This is a genomic window from Maledivibacter halophilus (assembly GCF_900167445.1).
Lineage (GTDB): Bacteria > Bacillota > Clostridia > Peptostreptococcales > Caminicellaceae > Maledivibacter > Maledivibacter halophilus.
Genome location: NZ_FUZT01000012.1, coordinates 23,949 through 43,140, shown reverse-complemented (window position 1 = coordinate 43,140; position 19,192 = coordinate 23,949). Strand labels below are relative to the sequence as shown.

The following is a 19,192-nucleotide window of genomic DNA, read 5'->3' as shown; positions in this document are numbered from 1 at the left end:
TTGAATTTGTTTCACTATATATCTTTTGTCTAAATTCTCATCCAAAGCTTTGAAGCCAATTGTCTTGATTTCTCATAAATCTTTTCTTCATCTACCCCTTGTAATTTTCTATCCTTCATTACTATTTTTCCGTTAACAATAGTAGTTTCAACGCTTTTTCCTGACAATCCAAACAATATATGACTATTATAATTATCTTTATTCATAGGTGTTAATGGATCATAATCAGCTACAATAATATCTGCATATGCACCTGCCTTTAATACTCCTACAGGATGTTTAAAATATTTAGCTGCTATTTTACTATTATTTTGGAATAGCATTTTAGGAATTTCTGTAAATCCCACATTTGGATTGCCAAGATGATGCTTATGAATAATATTTCCTACCTTCATTGATTCAAATACATCACTTGTATATCCGTCTGTTCCAAGTCCTAGTAATACTCCCCTATTCATCATTTCAATAACTGGAGCGCATCCTACTGCATTCCCCATATTTGATTCTGGGTTATGTATTACATTGGTTTTTGTTTCTTTTAATATATCTATTTCTAAGTTGTTGACATGTATACAATGGACTGCTATAGTCTTTTCTCCTAAGATGCTAAAATCCATAAGTCTTTGTACTACACCTTTATCATATTTGTCTAAGCAGTCATAAACATCCTCTATTCCTTCTGCTGTATGAATATGAAATCCTCCATCTAAAGTATCTATAGCCTCTACGCATTGATTAAGGGTTTTGTCAGATAAAGTAAAGGATGCATGGAGACCAAACATTCCCTTTAATAAATTGTCTTTAGAGCTATTAGCATATTTCATAAATTCTATATTTTCCTTAATACCATCCTGCATTATATTCTGACCATCTCTATCAGATACTTCATAGCAAAGACAACTGCGTATTCCAAGCTCCTTTGCAGCATCTCCTATAGTAAATAAGCTTTCTCTGACTGCTCCTGGACTTGCATGATGATCAAAGACAGTAGTTGTTCCATTTTTTATGCAATCTATATAAGTAGTGTAAGCACTATATTTTACATCTTCTAAACTAAGCTTCTTATCTATTTTCCACCACAGCCCCTCTAATATGTCTATAAAGTTTTGAGGTGCTTTTCCTGTTAAGTTCATTCCTCTTGCAAAGGCACTATAAATATGATGGTGGGTATTCACCATACCTGGCATAATTATTTTTCCTTTTACATCTAAAAACTCACCTTGAGGATATTTTTTTTTAATTTCTTCAATTTTCCCAACTTCTTTTATGAGATTATCTTGAATTGCAATGCAGCCCTTTTCTATATAAGGTATATCCTTATCTTGGGTAATTACTCTACCATTTCCTAAAAGTAGCATTTTTATCAATCCTTTTTTGTTTTTAAACATTGATTCTGCTTTTTAAAAAAACATGTAATGTGAAAAAATTTTCTATACTATGATTTCTTAGATGTAGATTTAAATCTACATCTAAGAAATTAATTTTTTTATCTATAAATATGAGTACCATCCTTTCCTGCCACAGCTTCCTTTAAGTTCTCTGGTGAAGTAATAATCGCTTTCTTTCCACCATTTTCTAGAAAGTTTAGTGTTGCATTAATTTTGGGAAGCATGCTGCCAGGTGCAAAATGTCCTTCTTCTCTTAAATTTTTTATTTCTTCTACACTTAGTTTATCCAATGCTTCTTCATCTGGCTTGCCAAAATTAATACAAACCTTTTTAACACCTGTAGATATTATTAGTAAATCTGCTTTAAGCTGACTTGCCAATAGACTAGAAGCATAGTCTTTATCGATTACTGCATCAATACCCCTCAACTGATTATTATCATCCTTAATTACGGGTATTCCACCGCCGCCAACTGCTACTACTGTGTATCCTGAATCTGTTAATTTATCAATTACATCCTTTTCTATTATTTCTTTTGGTATTGGTGAAGGCACTACTCTTCTAAAACCTCTACCTGCATCTTCTACTAGATTCCAGTCGAGATGTTCTTGCTTTAATTCATCAGCCTGTTCTTTAGTATAAAAGGACCCAATTGGCTTACTTGGATTTGAAAAAGCTTTGTCTTCCTTGTCAACTTCTACCTGAGTAACTACTGTAACAGCCTTTTTATGGATATCTCTTTTTGCAAATTCATTATTTAGTGCCTGCTGTATCTGATATCCTATAGCTCCCTGGGTATCGGCACCACAGCTTACTAGTGGAACAGAATGAATACCTTCTGTCTCTGAAGCAATTTCTGATCGTCTTAAAATAAACCCTACTTGTGGACCATTTCCATGGGTTACTACTACTTCATATCCTTTTTCTATAATATCAGCTATATGTTTAGCCGTACCACAAATAGCATTATACTGCTCCTCTACTGTTTGATGATCTTTATCCTTAATTAATGAGTTTCCACCTATAGCTATTACTGCTAATTTACTCATCTTTACTTACCACCCATTGTCAATGTCATAACAGCCTTAGCAGTATGAAGTCTATTTTCTGCTTCATCATAAATAATAGAGTGTGGACCATCAATTACTGAATCTTCCACTTCATTTCCTCTATCTGCAGGCAATGCATGCATGTACATTACATCTTTATCAGCTAAAGACATCATTTTTTCTGTGCATTTCCAATCTTTATAAGATTCCAACAAATCATCTATCACTGCATCATCCTGATTATTTACCCAACTGCCCCAGTTCTTAGGAATAACAACATGTGCATCCTTATAGGCTTCTTCCATATTATGTGTAATTTTGAATGAGCCCCCATGTTTTTCAGCATTTTCTTTAGCCTGCTTTATCACCCAATCCGGCAAATCATATCCCTCTGGATAAGCAAGTGTTACTTCCATACCATATCTAGGGAATAGTAAAGCTTGTGTAACCGGTACTGAAATTGGCTTTTTATGACTAGTTGCATAAGCCCATATAATTGAAACCTTTAATCTATTTGTGTCCTTAACTTTTTCTTTGATAGTCATTAAATCAGCAATTCCTTGCATTGGATGGTATAGGTCACATTGTAAATTCATCACAGGTACTGTAGACCATTTAGCCATTTCTCTTAAATATTTATTACCTATTTCCCAGAAGCAGTTTCTGCATGCTATACCATGACCAAATCTTGAAAGTATAACAGCAGTATCTTTACCAACCTCACCATGGGATACCTGCATTGTACTTGTATCAAGGAAATTTCCATGTCCCCCCAGTTGTGCAATTCCGGCTTCCATTGAGTTTCTCGTTCTAGTGGACTGTTCAAAGAACATTAAAAAAGCAGTCTTATTTTTCAGATAATTTGTCTCCATTCCCATAGCAAATTTTCTTTTAAGGTCAAAGGACACATCCAGTAATGTATCTATCTCTTCCTTTGTCCATTCTTGTAAAGTTATAAAGTGTTTTCCTCTAAATGTAGTTTGCATTGCCATTCTCCCCTTTTTTATTTTTTATAGATATTATATATTGGAATTACTATGCATATTTATTTACATAAATTTTAGGAATAACTGCATACATTGCAGCACATTTCACCAGCTCTTCTTTCCATGTTCTTTCATTTGGTGCATGGGCCTGATCTTCATGGCCTGGTCCAAATCCAATACATGGAATATTATATCTTCCCATAATGGAAACCCCATTGGTAGAAAATGTCCATTTATCTACGAAAGGTTTACTTTTAAATAGCCCTTCATAAGCATCTACTAATGTTTTACAAGCAAAGTGTTCCTCTTCAACTACCCATGCTGGGAAGTAACATGCAGTTGGATAAACTAATCCTGTATATGCAGGTCTATCATAATTGTACATAGATACTTCAGCTTTTCCTTCTTTTACCGAGGGTAAATTTTTAATTTCTTGTAATGCTCCTTCCCAAGTTTCACCCCAGGTTAATCTTCTATCTATAGAAATAGTACAGCTATCTGCTACTGCACACCTTGATGGTGATGTAAAAAATATTTCTGATACAGTTAAACTACCTTTTCCTAAAAATTCATCTGTATGTAAGTTCTCATGTAATGCTTTTAATTCATTAAGAATAGGTGCTATTTTATAAATAGCATTCTCTCCTCTTTCCGGAGCCGAACCATGACAGCTTACTCCTTTAGTAGTTACTTTAATCTCCATTCTTCCCCTTTGACCTCTATAGATATTTAAAGAGGTAGGCTCAGTGATTACAACGAACTCAGGTTTTATATTTCTTTCATTAATGATATATTGCCAGCAAAGGCCATCACAATCCTCTTCCTGAACTGTTCCTGTAACAATCAATGTATAATCATCTTCCAATTCAAGGTCTTTAATAATTTTACCGGCATATACCATAGAAGCCATTCCGCCTTCTTGGTCACTAGCACCTCTTCCCACTATAATTTCATCATCTTCATACCCTTCATATGGGTTGTACTCCCAAAGGCTCTCATCTCCTACACCTACTGTATCAATATGGGCATCCATAGCAATTACATGTTTTCCATGTCCAATATATCCTAATATATTACCCATAGGATCAATTTCCACCTTATCAAAGCCCACTTTTTCCATTTCTTCCTTTATCCTTAAAACTACTTCCTTTTCCATGCAGCTCTCACTTGGAATAGCTATCATATCTCTTAAAAATTTAGAGATATCTTCCTTGTATTCTTCTGCCTTTTCAACCACTTTTTTGAATTCTATATTCATCTTTATTCCCCCTTCAAAAATTTTAAGTTTTTTATTATAAATCTATAGAAGGATTTTTACCGTTCCAAACCACTTTTCTATAGTGCTCTGGATCCGTATCTCCTTCTGTACTAAATAACAATATTTTAGATTGTCTATCTAATTTAAGCTCTTCCCTAAGCTCCTTATACTCTTCTCTACTCATAATAGCAGACAGAAGTCCAGCCGTTACTGCACCTGACTCTCCTGATATGACTTTTTTATCTTTCTTCAATGGATTTCCAAGAATCCTCATGCCATCTGCAGCAACCCAATCTGGGCATGATACAAAATATCTGCTGTATGATTTTAATATCTCAAAGCTTATGGTATTTGGTTCCCCACAAGCAAGACCTGCCATTATAGTAGGCATATCTCCCGACACAAATCTTGGTTTTCCATCGCTAGCTAAAGCTGATTTATAAAGACATGCAGCTTCATCTGCTTCAACAACAACAGTAGTCGGACAATTATCATATACTGAAGCAAAAAATCCTTGAACTGCACCTGCTAATGAGCCTACCCCTGCCTGAATAAAAATATGGGTTGGTCTTTCTACTTTATATTCCTTTAATTGATCAAAAGCCTCCAAAGCCATCGTTCCATATCCTTGCATAATCCAAGTAGGTATTTCTTCATATCCTTCCCAAGCTGTGTCCTGAACCATAACTCCATTACATTTTTTAGCATCTCTATTTGCTAGACGTACTGCATCATCGTAATTAAGATCAGTAATAGAAGCCTTAGCCCCTTCCTTTCTAATATTCTCTAATCTTATCTGGGAAGATCCCTTTGGCATATATACGACAGATTTTTGTTTTAATTGATTTGCTGTCCATGCCACCCCTCTACCATGGTTTCCATCCGTGGCAGTAAAAAATGTTATTTCTCCTAATTTATTTCTGACTTCATCTGAAATTAGCTTTTCAAAGGGAAGTTTTGAAATATCCTTTCCAAGCTTCTTAGCTAAATATTGTGCAATAGCAAAAGAACCTCCCAGTACCTTAAAAGCATTTAATCCAAAACGATAAGATTCATCTTTAAGATAAATTCCTCCCACCTCTAATCTTTTAGCTAAATTATCTAAATTAACTAAAGGAGTCCTACTATATTGAGGAAAACTTTCATGAAAATTTCTTGCTTTATTTATTTCCTTATAACTTAAAAAGTCTAATGAAGCTTTTTTATTATCCTCTGACATATTATTTTCTTTCCATTTTACATTTTTTTCCATTTTTTGTACCCCTTTCTAGTCTTCATCATTCCACTAATTTTAAAGAGCAAATACTATGCCAATTGTGTATTTATATTTGAAAGAAAAACATATTTTTTTCTTTTCTAACCTAGCTGCTGTAAAAGACAGTACAAAAATTTCATTCGTCTGCATAATTTAAAACTTTTTACTAAAATTAGTTTCCTGATTTATTGTACATATACTTTTTTGTTAAAGATATTATGGATAATACATTTTATCTTGTTAAATAGCCTTTTCAGAAAGTATTATTTACTAATAATTATCATTTTGATATTTTTTTAAATTGACTGCCTTAGAATCAGCATGTTTATCAAATTGATAATATTTACCGTTTTGATAAACATAAAAATTGTTAGAACTTTTTCATGTTAAATTATTCATCAGATTAAAACCCATAGTATTGATGTTTGTAATACATTTTAATAAATTCTATAATGAGTTAAGATTTTCATCTTTACATCACTATTTTCATAGGTATAAGCAGAATATTGGCATATATTTTGCTATTTACAGTAAATAAAAGGAGGGATATTGAAATGAGTATTTTAATTGAAAATGCTAAGGCTATAGTAACTATTGATAGGCAGGACAGAGTACTTAGAGATACTAATATCTTAATAGAGGGAAATATAATAAAAAAAATTGGACCAGAAAAATATCAGGCAGATACTATTATAGATGCCAAGAACATGTTTGTATATCCTGGTCTAATAAACACACACCATCACTTATATCAAACCTTTACTCGCAATCTTCCACAGGTTCAAAAAATGGAATTGTTTAATTGGTTAACAACTTTATATGAAATATGGAGGGAATTAAATCCTGATGTGATTTATTATAGCTCATTAATAGGAATGGCTGATTTATTAAAAAACGGCTGTACCACTGTATTTGATCATCACTATGTATTTCCCAAAATCAATAATAAAATTTTTATAGATCAACAATTTTCTGCTGCTAAGCTTTTGGGAGTAAGATTTCATGCTTCCAGAGGTAGTATGTCACTGGGAAAAAATGACGGTGGATTACCTCCAGATGATTTGGTACAGACTACAGAAGAAATATTAAAAGATAGTGAAAGACTGATAGATAAATACCATGATGCTAATTTCAACTCAATGAAACAAATAGTCCTTGCCCCATGTTCACCATTTAGTATAACTTCTGATTTGCTAAAGGAATCTGCAAAACTTGCAAGACATAAAGATGTAAGGCTTCATACCCACCTAGCAGAAACTATTGATGAAGAAAACTTTTGTATAGAAAAATTTGGTATGAGGCCTCTTGCATATATGGAAAGTGTTGACTGGATAGGAAATGATGTCTGGTATGCCCATGGAATTCACTTTAACGATGAAGAATTGAAATTACTTGCCAGCACAGGCACGGGTATAGCTCACTGTCCAATTTCAAATATGAAACTATCTTCCGGCGTAGCAGAAATTTCAAAAATGCTGGAGTTAGGTGTTCCTGTTGGTCTTGCTGTTGACGGAAGTGCAAGTAATGATGGTTCTAATTTATTGGAAGAAATTAGAGTTTGTTATTTACTGCATAGATTAAAATACAGTCATCTAGCACCAACTGCTTATAGTATATTAAAAATTGCAACTAAAGGAGGAGCTAAGATATTAGGTAGAAATGACATAGGTTCTATAGAAGAAGGAAAACCTGCCGACCTTTTTATGATAAATATTGATAATATAGATTGTGTTGGCGCTAAGCTAGATCCCCAATCTATTCTTGGAACCGTTGGAATAAAAAGACCTGTAGACTATACAATTATTAACGGAAAGATAGTTGTAAAAAACGGAAAGCTTTATGGTATTGATGAAGAACGCTTGGCTTATGAAGCTAATAAGGTATTTGATGATTTTATAAAAAATTCTATTTGATGTAAAATCAATTATAAAGAAATATAAAGAAAATTTATTCTAGAATAAAAGGAATTCATTTAATTGTTAATGAATTCCTTTTATTTCTAATTATATTATTATAAAAATAGATATAATCCAATATTCTTAATTTTGTACTTTACTAATTTCATCTACTTCTTCCTTATTTTCTGGAAATACTATATTAAATATCAATGCTAAAACCCCTACTCCAACTACTGAGTCACTAAAAATTTCTTTAAATAAATAGGGCATATTCTCCATAGCTTCTGGTACTTGTGATAGTCCTAGTCCAAGGGAAAATGCTATTGCTAATATTATATTATTTCTACTATTAAATCCTGCTCTACTAATCATCTTTATTCCATTTATAGTAATCATTGCAAAGACAGTTATCACTGCACCTCCAAGTACACTTGTGGGCATTACTGAAACAACTGCCCCGATCTTAGGAATAATACCGGCTAATATTAAAAATACGGCTCCTGTTGCAACACAATACCTGTTTACAACCTTTGTCATTGCAACTATACCGGCATTTTGGCCAAAGGCTGTATTGGGAAGTACATTAAATATAGCAGCAAATAAGCTCCCTGCTCCGTCAGCAATAACAGCTCCAGATAACTCATCCTCTGTTGCTTCTCTATCTAACCCAGCTATAGTAATGCCTGAAATATTTCCCATAGATTCAAGTCCTGCCACAAGATAGATGGCAGAAAATTTTAAAACAGCATCCAAATGAAAATCCATTCCAAATTTCATAGGCATTGGTATACTAATCCAGCTGGCTGCTGCCACTGATGAAAACTCTACTTTTCCCATAGGAATTGCCACTAGATATCCAACAACTATTCCTACCAGTATAGCAGATATACTAAATATTCCTTTTGCAAATCTTTGTAATAATATAATAATAAACAATACCAAGAATCCTAAAAACATGTTATCTAATGATCCAAAATCTTCGGCGCCTGCTCCTCCTGCAAAGTACTCAATCCCCACTGGAAGTAGTGATAATCCTATAGCCATTAACACTGAACCAATTACAAGAGGTGGAAAAAATTTTCTTAAGGGTTTAATAAAAATCCCCATTATTATTTCAACAAAACTACCAAGTAAGGAAGCCCCAAGCACACCTGATAATCCATATGCATGCCCTACTGCAATAGCTGTTGGAACAAAGGCAAAGCTTGTACCCATTACAAGCGGAAGTCTTGCTCCTATCCTTCCTACAGGATATAACTGAATCATTGTAACTATCCCTGCAACGACCATAGCACATTGTATCATATATATCTTTTCCGCCTCTGTAAGACCTACTACATTGGCAATTATGATAATAGGTGCTAAATTCCCCGTAAACATTGCTAAGACGTGCTGTAATCCTAAAGGAAGAGCTATTTTCAACTCTGGTCTTCCATCCAATTCATAAACAGATGCATTATTCTTCATAAATATAATCCCCCTTATTTTTTAAATTACTTCCTTTATTTTTCACCACCTTTTATATAGTGAAACAAATTGAAAGGTGAATTTATACATCAAAAATCGCAAAAGCATCGATAGTTTTAGGATGTATAAATTACGCTTTCATATTGTTTCACTATAGATAAACAATTCTAAGATTTAAAATAGGCCATCTTTATTAAACTTCTTAAAATTTTTAGAAATATTTTCTCTATACTCTACATGCAAATACTATACCACTGGCTTTCTTTTTTGATTTCTATGTTTCTAACACAGCTTAAAAAGTTAATTTTTTATCATATCATTTATAAATTTACTTTACTATATATAATTTTTTTTATAAATTTTTATCATTTTAATAAAAATTTGATTCAATTTGTGTATTTTTAAGCACTTATCAAAATAATAATGATTATCATTTTGATAAGTGCTTAAAAAAACATAGAGGTTTGCTCCCCTATGCTTTAGTTAATGTTTTACTTAAGAAAATAATTTCTTAAATTCTCTAATATCTTATAACCTTATTTTTTCCATTTTCTTTTAATTTTCTATATAAAGTTGCTATTCCAATTCCAAGTTTTTCAGCAGCTTTTTTCTTTCCTTTTGTATCATATCCGTATATATCTAAAGCCTTTAATATATATTCATATTCAGAAGTTTTTAAATCTCCTATTTCTATATTTTTTTCATATTTAACTTCGTTGTGTTCAAGAACAGTTTTAGGTATCATATTAACAGTTAGCATCCCACTATCATCTGCAAAATTAATCATACATTCTATTACATTTTCTAATTCTCTTACATTTCCATACCAGGGATGTCTCTTTAAAATTTCTATAGCCTTCTCCTCTATTCCCTGAACTTTTTTATTGAATAACTTATTATATTTTTCTATCATTTTCATCCCTAAAATTTCAATATCTTCTCGTCTTTCTCTTAAAGGTGGGATTTTAATAGGGATTACATTTAAACGATAAAATAAATCCTCTCTAAATTTCTTTTCTATAATAAGCTTCATTAAGTCTTTATTAGTGGCTGCTATTACTCTAACATCTAAATCAATAGGCTTATTTGAACCTATTCTAATAATCTTTCTTTCTTGAAGAACCCTTAAAATTTTAACTTGAAGATGTAAAGGCATATCTCCTATCTCATCTAAAAATATAATACCATCGTTTGCCAATTCAAATTTTCCAATTTTGCCCTTTGGATCTGCTCCACTAAATGCACCTCTGACATAACCAAACAGTTCACTTTCAAGGAGAGTATCAGGAATAGCACCACAATTAATTGCAACAAAGGGGTTATCTTTTCTATCTCCTTGCTTATGTATAGCTCTGGCAATTAGTTCTTTTCCTGTCCCGCTTTCTCCAGTAATTAATACTGTTGAACTAGATGTAGAAATCTTCTTTATATTTCTTTTGATATCAATAATTTGTTTTGATTTCCCAATAATTTCTTTTCCCGCCACATTATAATCAAGATTACTAGCTTCATAAACTACCTTTTTTAACTTATTTATTTTATCAAATATCAATATTTTTTCATAATTAGGGATAATATGTGATACAAGTATAGTCTGCCCTATAACATAATGTGTATTTTTTAAAATTTTAATTTGTAAACTTTCTCCTCCCATTATATACTCTTCATTAGATTTGATTTGTATCCTTTCATTAATACAGGACTTATCTAATTTCAACTGAGTAATAGCACTGTTATTCATCTCTACAATTCGCTCTTCTGAATCAATTATCAATACACCTTTATTTATACTATTTATTACTTTTTTTAATAATACTATTAGAGAATTATTTTTTTTCTTTTCCATATGCTCAGATACTTTTACACTGATAAAGTAGGCTATTTGATGAAGGAATTTTAAATGAGAATCTAAATTATTTAAAATATATTCTCTTTGTTTTTCTTCCAAACAAATCAGTCCGATAACCCCTATTATATCATCTTTAAATTTAATTGGAGTACATAACTCCAACTTTTCTACACAGCAATGTCTGTTTATACAATTTTCACACAATTTATGTTCCCCTGGATTTTCTATAACCTGATATTGTCCAGTTGATAAAACATATTGATATACAAACCCTTCATTGAGCATATTCTCATTTATTCCATCTTTATATATATCTGTACTAGCAATTCTTATAAAGTTCTTATCTATAATCTCAACTTCAACGCCAACGATACTAGCTATTGCTTCGGCATATTTCATTACAGTTGATTGTATTTGCTTAAGCAGTGATTTTGTCATCTTTCACCAATCCCTTTTAATGCCATATTTGTATATTTTGCTACTATTATAACATATTAATCCAAAGGAGTATGGAAGGTACCTGAAGGAAAAAACAAGTTTATTAAAATCACTCAAATCACATTTGAAATTAAATATTTAATTTACTAGTACAACAGGTTAAATTAATATGAAAGTTTTATTATGGCAATACTAAATATATATAATTACTATCTATTTTAGGAGGCATATAAATATGGAAAACAAAGGAATATCAGCATTGGGACTTACTATGTTGGCTCTAGGCACTGTAGTCGGCGGTTCATTCTTCTTGGGTTCAGCCATACCTATAAAAGCTTCAGGACCTGCAGTACTTATTGCTTATCTACTGGGTGGGGGACTAATTTATCTTATTTTATTTGCTCTATCGGAAATGACAGTTGCTGACAATACTCCAGGCTCCTTTAGAACCTTTGCGGAAAGGGCCTTTGGTCCAAGTGTTGGATTTGTTGTGGGATGGGTATATTGGACTGGATTAGTTCTAGCCATGTCTAGTGAAGCAACGGCTGTATCTATACTTATTCGTGGATGGATTCCTAAAATTTCACTGCCTCTTTTAGGATCAATAATAATTGTTTTAATTACATTGATAAATCTAATTGGAACTGACCGTCTAAGCAAGCTAGAAAGCGGTTTAGCAGCAATAAAGCTTTTATCAATAATCGGATTTATATTCTTAGCTTTTATATTAATCACTGGCCTTTTGCCAAACAAAGCTCCTGTAGGAATTGGTGAACTAAACAGAGAACCCTTTTTCCCTGGAGGTATTTCAGGAATAGCCGGCAGCATGCTGATTGTAATATTTACTTATGCAGGCTTTGAAATAATTGGTCTGGCTGCTTCAGAAACAGCAAATCCCCATCGTGATGTCCCAAAGGCTATTACTTATACAGTCTTGGGATTGGTTGGTTTATACACTACAGCCATTGCACTGCTTTTGCCTTTAATTCAAACTAAAGAACTTACTGAAGAAGTGAGTCCTATGGTGGCTGCCCTAAAATTAAATGGAATACATTGGGCTGCAAAGGGAATGAATATTGTTCTAGTTACTGCAATTCTTTCCACTATGTTAGCCGCAACCTTTGGACTTGGCCGTATGCTGCGTTCTCTGGCTGATGAAGGCTATGCTCCTCAATGGGTTAAAGATAAAGGTGATATACCCTATAGGGGAATTATTTTTTCAGGAATAGCTATGCTTCTAGCCTTTGCATTATCCTTCTTTTTACCTGAAAAAATATATGTATTTTTAGTTAGTTCTGGCGGTTTTTCATTGCTGCTTACATATTTGATTATTGTCTTAACTCATTATAAATTTCGTAAAGTTCATGGATGTCCCCCCAAAGGAAATTGTCAACTTCCAGGCTTCCCATATACTTCATGGACAGCAATTGTTGCTTTGATTATTATTATAATTAGTATGCCTTTAGTTCCAGGACAAGGTCCGGGGCTTGCTGCCGGAATTGGTCTTACTTTATTCTATACATTATGCTATTTGATATCAAAATATAGGAACAAAAAAGCTTGAAACTTTAAACAAATAAAATTTACGTTTACGTTTCAATAAATTGTGAAAATAGTTTTATTACTAATGGTAATACAGTTATAACTGTTATTAATCTTATCAGATGAAGCAAAGCCACTTTATGGGTCTGGGCTCCATAGGCCTCAGATATTATTGTCATATCTGTAAGTCCTCCTGGTGAACAACTAAATAGTGCAGTTATTAAATCTAAACCTGTAAGTTTTGATATTATAAATCCTAAACTAATACTAAAAAGTGTTAATCCTATTACTAACATCAATGCTGGTATTATTAATTTTTTTAATCCTTGAACTGTATCCATGGTAAAATTTAATCCAATCATTCCACCAACTACAATCTGGGCTGCTAATTTAAAATTTTTAGGAATATTGCCTTGCCCAGTATAAACATTATAAATTGCAACAAAAAACATTGCTCCAATTAGAGCTCCTGCTGGTACCTTCAACTTTATTCCTATATATCCTCCAGCTCCTGCAATCAAAAGGGTGTATATAATCTTGTCCATAATTTATGTCTCCTTAATCATAGTTTTTATGTATATATAATTAAATATTAGTAAATTAAATTTATATCATATAGGAAGTCAAAATAAGATTAAAATAAAAGTATTATTATTTATAAATGCTAAAATACAATCTATGTAAGATTATAGATGTTAATAACCCTTTTGTAAAGAAAATAAAAACAAAGAGTTTAAATCAGTTTTGACTTAAACTCTTTGTTACAATCTAAAAAATTATCGTTAAATAAAATTTTCTATCGTTTTATTCTAATTTTTCTCTTGCAATACAGCTCTTAATTCCTTTTTTTCCTTACCATTTCTAATAATTTTTATTTTAACAGCATCTCCTATTTTTTTGTTTTTTATTAATTGACTAAGCTCATCCATTGAAAATATTTTTTTACCATCAAATTCAATTATAACATCGCCTCTTAGAAGTCCTGCTCTATCTGCTGAGCTTTTTTCTATTACATCAGCCACAAGGACTCCAATAGGTAATTCATAGAGTTCAGAAATGTTTTGATCAACATCTCTTCCCAGTATTCCTAAATATGGCCTTGATATTGAACCATTTTCTACTAGTTCATTGATAATAGGTTTAGCTGAATTAATTGGTATAGCAAAACCTATTCCTTCAACCTTTGTGTCTGCAATTTTCACTGTATTTATTCCAATAACTTCACCATAGACATTTACAAGAGCACCGCCACTATTTCCCGGATTTATAGCAGCATCTGTCTGAACTAATTCTAATTTTTTATCGGGTAGTTCAATTTTTCTATTTAAGGCACTAATAACACCCACTGTTACTGTATTATTATATCCTATAGGATTTCCAATTGCTATAGCTGTCTCTCCAACTCTTAATCCTTCAGAATCTCCTAATTTTGCAGCTCTAATTTTATCTGAAATTTCTTTATCCATATTCTTTTTTTCTACCATTAAAACGGCTAAATCTGTTTCTGGATCTACACCAACAATTTTAGCCGGCACATTTTTGTTATCATAAAACCTTACAATTACATCCTCTGCCCTATTTACAACATGTTCATTTGTTACAATCATAATATTTTCATCATTGACTTGAAATACAACCCCTGAACCTTGCCCTTCCTGTATGAATTGATTGTTAAACCAATCCCTTACCCTAACTTTACTGGTAATAGCAACTATTGAAGGTCCCACATCTTCAACTATATCAGCTATTGCAGATTCGCTTCTTTTGTAATTTACTTTTTCAGTTAAAGAGGAGTCTATGATTTTAGTTTCATTATCTTCCTTTACTACTTCATTATTGTTAGCATATCCAGCTAAATAGTCTTCACTAAATTTGTATCCAACCCCTATAGAAAAACCTCCAATCATAGAAAATATAATCCCGAATATCAAAATATTTCTAAAAGACTTTTTCTTTTTAACAGGTTTGCTTTTTACTTCAATTATTTCCTTACAATCACGTAAGAATTCATTTTTGTTATCAAACATTTTTAATCCCTCCTAAGCTTTATAATGATTATAATTACATAATAGACCATAAAATTTAAGAGAATATGAACTGTTTGTAAACAAATTCATAAGTGAGGAAATTGCATAACTCTAATTTGGCTGGGTTGCATAATATATATGGTATGGCTTTGAAGATTTTAAAACCATATATAGTAGATAATTTTTGGGTAAGGTAATTATGCAATTTGCTCAAGTAAATTTACTTCTTTGGCAGGGTAAAAGTAAATAGTGTTCCTTCTTCTTTGCTACTCCTTACTACTATATCCTCTCCATGTTTTTTAATTATCGCCTTCACTATAGATAATCCCAAGCCAGATCCTTTTTTATCTTCCCCTCTAGACTTATCCAACTTGTGAAACCTATTCCATATATATCTTAGCTCTTCCTCTTCAATGATATCCCCAGTATTTTTTATTGAAATATATACTTTATCTTTCTTATGGGTTGTTTTTAAACTAATCTTACCATTGCAATTTACAAACTTTATGGCATTGTCAATCAAATTATATGCTACCCTTGTAATTTGCTCTATATCTGCATATACTAAATCATTTCCCTCCAATAAATCAAATTCTATATCAATATTTTTAGCAATTAATCTATTTTCATGCTTTTCTATTTCATTAATTAATAAATTATTTATGCTAAACTCACTTTTTGATAAATCTAGCTGTCCACTTTCCATTTTTGATAAGTCTAAAATATCATTTGTCATTTTAGTTAATCTTTCGCTTTCCTTTAAAGCAATATTTAAATATTTATCCCGTTTGTCTATAGGAACGGTTCCATCTAAAATGGCTTGAAGATATCCTTTGATTGATGTGAGAGGTGAACGGATATCATGGGACAAATTCGATATAAATGTTCTTCTAAGTTCTTCCAATTTGTTGAGCTCAACAGCCATATAATTGAAATTTTCGGCCAGCTTGCCTAACTCGTCTTTTCTTGTAACTGTTAATCTATTTTCAAAATTTCCTCTTGAAACGAATTCAACTGCCTCATTGAGATTTTTTATATCCTTTTTCAAGTTCTTTGATAAGAAAAATACTGCTATAAACGCCACTATTATTGAAAAAACAAGACCTATTATGGTTATCCTATAAACATCTGACACCGTTCTTTTTATCTCTGGTATTGGAGAATGCATAAATAGAGCTATTTCAACCTTATCATTAACTATAATGGGATATCCAATAGTAAGTACAGGCTCTTTAAAATAATTTCTAAATCTACCTTTCCTTTTTATTATATATCCTTTAAATACTTCTTCTATTTCCTGAACTCTAAGCTTCTCACCTATCCATGTTGTTTCATCTATTTTTGAATCAACATAAATTTCTCCATTTCTATTTACCCACCATATTCTAGCATCCAAGTATTTATCTAAAGCCTCCATTTCCCTCTCCAAGCTTTCTATATATCTTGGTCCCCTTTCATAAACCAAAGAATACTGCTTTTGGATTTTTTGACATTGCTCAATAAGTGTTTTTTCCTTTTGAGTCATGAAATAATCTTCAAATGTGGCAGATAATATAGAAATTAGTGCTATAAAACTTATTAATATAATAATCGCATATATTGTAAACATCTTACCAAATAATGATCTCAATTTAATCGCCTCTTTATTCTAGTTTAATCCCTCATCATTCATAAAAATTCATGAAAGCTTAGTTAAGAAAATTATATAATCACCTATTGTGAAAGTCACATACTACATCTAGCTTTAAAATCTCTAAAACATTACCATATATATTATGCAATTGTCCGAAATTGAATTTATAAAATCAAATAAATTATTATTTTCAATCTTCTAGGAATAATCAGAATTAAATTTATATCCTACACTCCAAACTGTTTTTATTTTCCACGGATCATTCTTATTAAATTTCTCCCTTAGCCTTTTAATATGCACATCTACTGTTCTTGTTTCTCCAATAAAATCATATCCCCAAATATTATCAAGAATTTGCTGTCTAGTAAAAACCTGATTGGGATTAGAAGCTAAAAAATATAACAGTTCCAATTCCTTTGGTGGTATTTCAACTTTTTTGCCATGATATATTATTGAATAATCGGATAAATCTATAGTAAGATTTGGAATTACTAATTGTCTATTGTCAGCATTTTTTGTCTTATATCTTCTAAGAACTGCCTTTACTCTTGCTAATAGCTCTTTGGGTTCAAAGGGTTTTACTATATAATCATCTGCTCCAAGCTCTAATCCCAAAACTTTATCGAAGGTTTCACCCTTTGCTGTAAGCATTATTATAGGAACAGCACTTTTTTTCCTAATTTCTGTACATATCTCATATCCATCTATCTGGGGAAGCATAATATCTAAAATAACTAAATCTGGAATAAACAAATTAAAATCCTTTAGAGCTTCTACTCCATTAAAATACTTTTTTGTTTCATAGCCTTCTTTATCAAGATATAATGATATTAATTCAGCAATGTTTTCATCATCATCAACAATCATAATCTTTGTGTTTTTATTCAAATAAAGCCCTCCTTTTTCAGTATCAAAATATTACCTTTGCTATTTATTTATATTATAATCCATTTTAACAAAATCTTCGATTTTAAATTTATACATCATAAAAACATCAATACTTGTGAATTTTTTGATATGAAAAAATTGCATAATTATCTATTGTAAAAATTTCTAGAATACTACTATGAAAATATATTGTATTGTAAATAACTAAATTAAGAATAATATTAGTATATGCAATTGTCTCAAATTGAAATTATGTATTTATCTGGATATATAAATTTTATAAAATTTCTTGAAAAAATCATATGATATGATATAATTTTATAAAGAGCAATTGTATATTTATTCATTTCGATGTATAATTTTTACTCTTTTTTATTAAGTTTGTTCAGTGAGACAAAAATAATAGGAGGTAGAAAAATGATTGGATATTTATTATTAGAAGATGGAAGTTTATATGAAAGTAAAATTCTTAGTGACACAAAAAATATTCTTGGTAATATAGTATTAAACAAAGAAGGAACTATTATCCTAAAATGTAATATAACAGGAAACTCTGGTTTAATCGTTAATGGCTCAAATCATAATAATGGAGACATTTCTCTTGGCAGCATAGATTTCCAAAATTTAAAATCAAAAATAGAAAAAAATAATATGCTTAATGGTAAAATAGTAACTGATTCTTTACCAATTGAGTATCATATGTATGATTTGAAAACTTTTATTCCAGCACATTAAAATATCTAAAGTTTCTTCATAAATAAAATAGTTGTATAAATATCCCAGTAAGATAGTTAATTTATAAGGTTATTATTGAATTTGCTCAAATAATTTAATATATACAAAGTAAATTTTTGAAATGTAAATGTGACTTGAAATTCTTCTAGTCACATTTTTTTATTTTATTAATAATAAAATTTATGTTACATTTTACTTATCCCTACATATACAACATAGAAAGGGGGTTTTAAATTTGGATAAACTATTTATATCATTATGCGAAAAATACCATAAAAAAATAATAAAATATCTATATTATTCAGTAGGAAATATAGAAGATGCCAAAGACCTTACCCAGGAGGTTTTTGTTATTGTATATAACCGTATAGGTGACCTTCAAAAACATGATAATATAGGTGGATTCATTTATCAAACAGCTAAATATTTAGCAGCCAACTTTAAGAGAAAAAATTTCAAGAAAACATCGATGGAAACCTCCATAGATGAAGATTTTTTAAGTGATTATTCAGATGTATATGATGAACTTCAAACACAATATGACAAAAAAATTGATGAAAATTGTTATATTGATTATATATTAAAGAAATTGTCTGAAGAAAAACAACTGCTTTATAAACTTTATTATGTTGATAATAAAAACTATAAGGAAATTGCTAAAATGCTCAATATAAATCAAGCAACCTTGCGTATGAGATATGTACGGCTAAGACGTGAAATTAAAAAATTAACACATAATGTGGCTAAAGAAAATTTTATATAAAATTTGTTACAAACAT

At 31.0% G+C, this 19,192-nt stretch carries 15 protein-coding genes; 4 read left to right on the top strand and 11 right to left on the bottom strand.

Annotated features, from left to right (window positions below; all coding sequences use genetic code 11):
• Positions 1-29 precede the first annotated feature (29 nt).
• The 5 genes from ssnA to dpaL all read right to left on the bottom strand — a co-directional run bounded on the left by ssnA (position 30) and on the right by dpaL (position 5,933).
• Positions 30-1,358, bottom strand: a complete 1,329-nt coding sequence (gene ssnA, locus B5X81_RS20415) for a putative aminohydrolase SsnA (RefSeq protein WP_079494557.1) — start codon at positions 1,356-1,358, stop codon at positions 30-32.
• Between the two features lie 128 nt (positions 1,359-1,486).
• Entirely contained in the window at positions 1,487-2,437 is a 951-nt protein-coding gene (gene arcC, locus B5X81_RS20410; protein ID WP_079494409.1) for a carbamate kinase, read from the bottom strand.
• A gap of 2 nt (positions 2,438-2,439) precedes the next feature.
• Positions 2,440-3,423, bottom strand: a complete 984-nt coding sequence (locus B5X81_RS20405; RefSeq protein ID WP_079494408.1) for an ornithine carbamoyltransferase — start codon at positions 3,421-3,423, stop codon at positions 2,440-2,442.
• A 49-nt stretch (positions 3,424-3,472) separates the two neighbouring features.
• Positions 3,473-4,681, bottom strand: a complete 1,209-nt coding sequence (locus B5X81_RS20400; protein WP_079494406.1) for a YgeY family selenium metabolism-linked hydrolase — start codon at positions 4,679-4,681, stop codon at positions 3,473-3,475.
• Between the two features lie 34 nt (positions 4,682-4,715).
• On the bottom strand, positions 4,716-5,933 hold the full coding sequence (dpaL, locus tag B5X81_RS20395) for a diaminopropionate ammonia-lyase (RefSeq protein ID WP_079494404.1): 1,218 nt from the start codon (positions 5,931-5,933) through the stop codon (positions 4,716-4,718).
• A 557-nt stretch (positions 5,934-6,490) separates the two neighbouring features.
• On the opposite strand from dpaL, the gene B5X81_RS20390 reads away from it, so the two are divergent.
• Positions 6,491-7,849, top strand: a complete 1,359-nt coding sequence (locus B5X81_RS20390) for an 8-oxoguanine deaminase (protein ID WP_079494403.1) — start codon at positions 6,491-6,493, stop codon at positions 7,847-7,849.
• Between the two features lie 126 nt (positions 7,850-7,975).
• Here B5X81_RS20390 and B5X81_RS20385 read toward each other — a convergent pair whose 3' ends face one another.
• Complete coding sequence (locus B5X81_RS20385; protein ID WP_079494401.1) at positions 7,976-9,301, bottom strand: uracil-xanthine permease family protein; 1,326 nt, start codon at positions 9,299-9,301, stop codon at positions 7,976-7,978.
• A gap of 520 nt (positions 9,302-9,821) precedes the next feature.
• A complete protein-coding gene (locus tag B5X81_RS20380; RefSeq protein WP_079494400.1) occupies positions 9,822-11,588 on the bottom strand; it encodes a sigma 54-interacting transcriptional regulator in 1,767 nt (588 codons plus the stop codon).
• 235 nt (positions 11,589-11,823) lie between these two features.
• Between B5X81_RS20380 and B5X81_RS20375 the strand changes: the two genes are divergently transcribed.
• On the top strand, positions 11,824-13,152 hold the full coding sequence (locus B5X81_RS20375; RefSeq protein ID WP_079494398.1) for an amino acid permease: 1,329 nt from the start codon (positions 11,824-11,826) through the stop codon (positions 13,150-13,152).
• Between the two features lie 25 nt (positions 13,153-13,177).
• Here the strand turns inward: B5X81_RS20375 and B5X81_RS20370 are convergent, their stop codons facing one another.
• From B5X81_RS20370 to B5X81_RS20355, 4 genes are all read right to left on the bottom strand, one after another.
• Positions 13,178-13,675: an AbrB family transcriptional regulator gene (locus B5X81_RS20370; protein WP_079494397.1), complete on the bottom strand. Its 498-nt coding sequence runs from the start codon at positions 13,673-13,675 to the stop codon at positions 13,178-13,180.
• Between the two features lie 264 nt (positions 13,676-13,939).
• Positions 13,940-15,157 (bottom strand): S1C family serine protease, encoded by a 1,218-nt coding sequence (locus B5X81_RS20365; RefSeq protein ID WP_079494395.1) that lies wholly within the window; start codon positions 15,155-15,157, stop codon positions 13,940-13,942.
• 220 nt (positions 15,158-15,377) lie between these two features.
• Entirely contained in the window at positions 15,378-16,787 is a 1,410-nt protein-coding gene (locus tag B5X81_RS20360; protein WP_079494394.1) for a sensor histidine kinase, read from the bottom strand.
• A gap of 201 nt (positions 16,788-16,988) precedes the next feature.
• Positions 16,989-17,678 carry a response regulator transcription factor gene (locus B5X81_RS20355; protein ID WP_079494392.1) on the bottom strand — a complete coding sequence of 230 codons (690 nt, stop codon included), beginning with the start codon at positions 17,676-17,678 and terminating at the stop codon, positions 16,989-16,991.
• Between the two features lie 417 nt (positions 17,679-18,095).
• On the opposite strand from B5X81_RS20355, the gene B5X81_RS20350 reads away from it, so the two are divergent.
• Both B5X81_RS20350 and B5X81_RS20345 read left to right on the top strand, forming a co-directional pair.
• A complete protein-coding gene (locus B5X81_RS20350) occupies positions 18,096-18,413 on the top strand; it encodes a hypothetical protein (protein ID WP_079494391.1) in 318 nt (105 codons plus the stop codon).
• A gap of 235 nt (positions 18,414-18,648) precedes the next feature.
• Positions 18,649-19,176 (top strand): RNA polymerase sigma factor, encoded by a 528-nt coding sequence (locus tag B5X81_RS20345; RefSeq protein ID WP_170917522.1) that lies wholly within the window; start codon positions 18,649-18,651, stop codon positions 19,174-19,176.
• Positions 19,177-19,192 lie beyond the last annotated feature (16 nt).

Excerpts from the sequence above, each read along its gene's own strand:
- B5X81_RS20365 (WP_079494395.1), bottom strand. The coding sequence starts at position 15,157 with ATGTTTGATAACAAAAATGAATTCTTACGTGATTGTAAGGAAATAATT.
- B5X81_RS20375 (WP_079494398.1), top strand. The coding sequence starts at position 11,824 with ATGGAAAACAAAGGAATATCAGCATTGGGACTTACTATGTTGGCTCTA.
- arcC (WP_079494409.1), bottom strand. The coding sequence starts at position 2,437 with ATGAGTAAATTAGCAGTAATAGCTATAGGTGGAAACTCATTAATTAAG.
- ssnA (WP_079494557.1), bottom strand. The coding sequence starts at position 1,358 with ATGCTACTTTTAGGAAATGGTAGAGTAATTACCCAAGATAAGGATATA.
- B5X81_RS20370 (WP_079494397.1), bottom strand. The coding sequence starts at position 13,675 with ATGGACAAGATTATATACACCCTTTTGATTGCAGGAGCTGGAGGATAT.
- B5X81_RS20405 (WP_079494408.1), bottom strand. The coding sequence starts at position 3,423 with ATGCAAACTACATTTAGAGGAAAACACTTTATAACTTTACAAGAATGG.
- B5X81_RS20380 (WP_079494400.1), bottom strand. The coding sequence starts at position 11,588 with ATGACAAAATCACTGCTTAAGCAAATACAATCAACTGTAATGAAATAT.
- B5X81_RS20385 (WP_079494401.1), bottom strand. The coding sequence starts at position 9,301 with ATGAAGAATAATGCATCTGTTTATGAATTGGATGGAAGACCAGAGTTG.
- dpaL (WP_079494404.1), bottom strand. The coding sequence starts at position 5,933 with ATGGAAAAAAATGTAAAATGGAAAGAAAATAATATGTCAGAGGATAAT.
- B5X81_RS20390 (WP_079494403.1), top strand. The coding sequence starts at position 6,491 with ATGAGTATTTTAATTGAAAATGCTAAGGCTATAGTAACTATTGATAGG.
- B5X81_RS20400 (WP_079494406.1), bottom strand. The coding sequence starts at position 4,681 with ATGAATATAGAATTCAAAAAAGTGGTTGAAAAGGCAGAAGAATACAAG.
- B5X81_RS20350 (WP_079494391.1), top strand. The coding sequence starts at position 18,096 with ATGATTGGATATTTATTATTAGAAGATGGAAGTTTATATGAAAGTAAA.